At 44.3% G+C, this 4,251-nt stretch carries 5 protein-coding genes; 4 read left to right on the top strand and 1 reads right to left on the bottom strand.

Annotated features, from left to right (window positions below):
* Positions 1-105: 105 nt before the first annotated feature.
* From VB714_RS26810 to VB714_RS26800, 3 genes are read left to right on the top strand one after another with little or no spacing between them, the layout of a single operon-like run.
* The gene (locus VB714_RS26810; RefSeq protein ID WP_323228359.1) at positions 106-1,287 is read left to right on the top strand and encodes an ABC exporter membrane fusion protein; all 1,182 of its coding nucleotides are present in this window, start codon (positions 106-108) and stop codon (positions 1,285-1,287) included.
* Positions 1,284-2,459 (top strand): ABC transporter permease DevC, encoded by a 1,176-nt coding sequence (gene devC / locus VB714_RS26805; RefSeq protein WP_323228357.1) that lies wholly within the window; start codon positions 1,284-1,286, stop codon positions 2,457-2,459. Before VB714_RS26810 ends, devC begins: the two co-directional genes overlap by 4 nt.
* A 20-nt stretch (positions 2,460-2,479) precedes the next feature.
* Entirely contained in the window at positions 2,480-3,187 is a 708-nt protein-coding gene (locus tag VB714_RS26800; protein ID WP_323228355.1) for a DevA family ABC transporter ATP-binding protein, read from the top strand.
* A gap of 20 nt (positions 3,188-3,207) precedes the next feature.
* Here the strand turns inward: VB714_RS26800 and VB714_RS26795 are convergent, their stop codons facing one another.
* Positions 3,208-3,810, bottom strand: a complete 603-nt coding sequence (locus VB714_RS26795) for a Uma2 family endonuclease (protein ID WP_323228354.1) — start codon at positions 3,808-3,810, stop codon at positions 3,208-3,210.
* A gap of 200 nt (positions 3,811-4,010) precedes the next feature.
* Between VB714_RS26795 and VB714_RS26790 the strand changes: the two genes are divergently transcribed.
* On the top strand, positions 4,011-4,251 hold a 241-nt coding region (locus tag VB714_RS26790), incomplete at its 3' end, for an insulinase family protein (RefSeq protein ID WP_323228352.1).

The raw sequence follows: 4,251 nt of genomic DNA, 5'->3' as shown, positions 1-4,251 counted from the left end.
TTGACTTTATTGGGCTGAGTGGTTTAATCTTAAAACAGATAAAACGAAACCGTTTAGTTTTATTATAAGGGAATTGGGTCAAGTATTCAGTAGAGGGAGGCACAAGTGCTTCATAATGGAACAGCAGATCGTCCCCGATCCTTCAAATCCTTGGTTATTGTGCTTTTGACGGCGCTTTTGAGTGCGGGAGGAGGAGCATTCATTACCTCCAGAATGAACTTATTTCAACCGGCGATCGAAGCCCCTGCCGTAGCCTTGCCAGAAATTGTAACCGTGACGGGACTGGAACGACTAGAACCGCGCGGAGAAGTAGTGCGCCTGTCTTCTCCCTCCTCAGCAGAAGGTAATCGAATTGAGAGATTATTGGTTGAGGAAGGGAGTTGGGTGAGAAAGGGAGAAACCATCGCCATTTTGGATAGTCGCGATCGCCTAGAAGCTCTTTTAAATGAAGCAAGAGAAAAAGTAAGAGTGTCCCAAGCCAATCTTAACCGCATCCAAGCAGGAGCGCAACAGGGGGCGATCGAGGCACAACGCGCTACTATTTCTCGCATTCAAGGGGATCGCCGCACCCAACTCGCCGCCCAAGAAGCCGAGATCGGCCGCTTGCAGGCTGAGTTAAATAATGCCAAAGTTGAATACGATCGCTATCAAAGCCTATACAACGAGGGGGCTATTTCCGCCAGCAACCGAGATAGCAAGCGCTTAAACTTCGATCGCCTGCAATGGCAGCTACAGGAAGCCAAAGCAGAACGCGATCGCGTGGCATCCTCCCAACAGGAACAATTGCGAGAAGCAAGAGCGACCTTAGATCGTATCACTGAAGTGCGTCCGGTAGATGTAGAAGTTGCTACCGCCGAACTTAACGCCGCCCGAGCCGCCGTCGATCGCGCTCAAACCGACTTAGATCGCGCTTTTGTGCGATCCCCCCAAGCCGGACAAATTCTCAAAATTCATACCCGACCCGGCGAAATTATTGCCAGTGAAGGCATTGCCGAGATCGGACAAACCCGAGAGATGTATGCGATCGCGGAAATTTACGAGAGTGATATCAGCAAAATTAGAACGGGTCAACCTGCGATCGTCACCAGTAATGCTGTACCTGAAGAATTACGCGGAACCGTCGAACACATTGGCCTGCAAGTCTTGCGCCAAGATGTAATTAATGCCGATCCCTCTGCTAATATCGATGCAAGGGTTATTGAAGTGAGAGTTAAACTCGATGAAACCTCCAGGGAAAAAGTTCTCGGATTAACCAATTTACAAGTCACGGTGGCGATCGAACTATGAAAAAACTTTTTACAGCCTTAACTCATCGCACGCCTTTAGGATGGTTGCAACTCAAGCACGATCTAACTCGTCTACTCACGGCCATGTCGGGTATTGCCTTTGCAGATATCCTGATTTTCATGCAGTTCGGCTTTTTGAATGCCCTGCTCAACAGTAACACGCTTCTACATCGCAACCTAGAGGCAGATATTGTCATTATGAATACCCAAGCGCTGAATTGGGGGGAATTATCCACCTTTCCTCGACGGCGATTGTATCAGGCGCTTGACATCCCTGGAATTGAATCCGCAGATGCACTTTATGTGAATTCCGTGCAGTGGAAAAACCCCCAAACCCAGCAAAAAACTTCAGTGATGGTTATCGGTATGAACCCCGATCGCCCTGCTTTTACCTTACCGGAAATTACGCAAAAATTAAATGAGATTAAACTCCCAGATACAGTATTGTTCGATCGCGCTGCCCGAGGAGAATATGAAGAGGCGATCGCCAAAACAGAACTGGGCGAAACCGTGACTACAGAAATCGAACGCCGTACCGTCTCCATTGGCGGACTATTTAGCATGGGGGCTTCTTTTGCAGCAGATGCGGTGATTATTACCAGCGATCAGAACTTTTTGCGCTTGATGCCAAAACGACAGCCTGGGACAGTGAGTTTGGGCTTATTAAAGATCGAACCCGGTAGCGATCCGGCGCAAGTGAGAGCGATGCTTGATGCTCATTTACCTGACGATGTAAAAACCCTAACTATTGAGGAGTTCATTAACGAAGAGAAAACTTATTGGGCGACCAATCGTCCTATTGGCGTTGTTTTTGGCTTTGGTGCCGCGATCGGATTTGTGGTGGGAGTGGTGATTGTTTATCAAATTCTCTCGACAGATGTTAATGCACATATAGCAGAATATGCCACCTTTAAAGCAATGGGTTATCGCAACTCTTATTTACTCGGGGTGGTATTTGAAGAGGCAATTATTTTAGCTGCTTTGGGCTTTTTTCCGGGGCTGGGAATCTCAATTGGTTTATATGCCTTAGCGCAAAAAGCAACAGCTTTACCGATGCTTATGACGACAACCCGAGCCATTGGCGTGTTAATTTTAACGATTGTTATGTGTGGTATTTCTGGCGCGATCGCCACCCGACGATTACAAGCAGCAGATCCTGCTGATATTTTTTAATTGTTATTTGCTTATCTTCCATGATGAATAAAACACCCGTTATTGCCGTTAAAAATCTCGATCATTACTTTGGTCAAGGACAACTTCGCAAACAAGTTCTCTTTGGCATTAATTTGGAGATTTATGCTGGAGAAATTGTCATTATGATGGGTCCTTCAGGATCGGGAAAAACAACGCTTTTAACCCTTGTTAGCGGCTTGCGTTCTGCCCAGTCGGGAAGTCTAAAAATGTTAGGAAGTGAACTATGTGGCGCAAGTCAAGAACAGTTAGTACAAGCACGTCGTCATAATGGTTATATTTTCCAAGCACATAATTTACATCAGAGTTTAAGCGCCCTGCAAAATGTACAAATGGGATTAGAAGTACACGGAACATTGACGCGATCGCAGATGCGCCAAAAAGCAACAAGTATATTAGAAGAAGTGGGTTTAGGAGAATATATAGAAAAATACCCTGATAATCTTTCTGGAGGACAGAAACAACGAGTCGCGATCGCGCGGGCATTAGTTGCCCATCCTGCTATTGTACTCGCCGATGAACCCACCGCCGCTCTTGATAGTAAATCTGGTCGGGATGTGGTGACATTGATGCAAAAGTTGGCACGAGAACAAGGCTGTACAATTCTCCTTGTCACCCACGATAATCGCATTTTAGATGTTGCCGATCGCATTGTTAAAATGGAAGATGGGCGCTTAACTGCGAATTCGACGGTTAATGCTGTTGCTTAAAATTGAATTGTAATCAAATGTTACTCGACAATAACTGGAGGTAACAGATCTCGGACAGTAATGCTCAAATCGGGAAATTGTAATGGCGAAATTTGTCCATCTTCCTCAAGTATTATCTCATTTTGATATCCGTGGGAGGTTGGGTCTTGGAAAATATGTAAACAACGCTTATTAATATCCAAAACCCAGTAATCTTTAATGCCAACCTTTCCATATTCCCGCGTCTTAATTTCCCGGTCTGTTTTGCTTGTTGTATCGGCAATTTCGATGATTAAATAAATTTCACTGACGCAGGGATGATGTTCTAGATAACGTAAAACATCAGGCATCACAACAGCAACATCGGGTTCGGGTTCAGAATAATTGCTCAAAGTTGTGGGTAATTGTGTCCTGACTAAAACTTGTTTTCCTAATCTTTCCTCCAACAACAATCGCGTTAAAGTCAATGCTGTCGCATGGGGTGTTTTTTGAGGACTCATTTTTTTAATAATCTGTCCGGCGACTAATTCTACAGATTCATCTATTCCTAATATTCCCACTTCAGCCATGTAGTGGTATTCCTCCACTGTCCAAAGACGTAATAAAGAAGATTTATCTATTATTTTTTCTCTTGTTTGTTGCATAATGCTAAGAGGGCGAAAAATCAATAATGAAGAATTAGAATTTCCTATTCTATGTTTTCGTTTTCTACATTCTACCATCTTATTATCTATTTTATGTTCCTCTATCCTAAAAAATCCAGCATTTTGTATCAAAACGATCAATTTAAGATTTTCCTAAGAGCTAGAATGGTATAGATTAACAAATCGTTAAGCGCTTAACCTTGCAACAGCTATATCAACAACGCGATACTATTCAATTTCCGGTTCAATTTCCCGCTAAGACCTTCCGGTTGAATAATGGCCTGACTGTTATTCATCAACATCTCCCGAGTACCTCCGTTGTCATGGTTGATGTTTGGGTGAAAGCGGGTGTCAGTGCGGAACCCGATCGCTGGTACGGAATGGCACATTTTTTAGAACACATGATCTTTAAAGGGAGCAAGCGCGTTGCCCAGGGGAAAT

The organism is Spirulina sp. 06S082 (genome assembly GCF_034932145.1).
In the GTDB taxonomy this organism is placed as follows: domain Bacteria; phylum Cyanobacteriota; class Cyanobacteriia; order Cyanobacteriales; family Spirulinaceae; genus CCY15215.
This window is presented reverse-complemented; position numbering and strand designations above follow the sequence as displayed.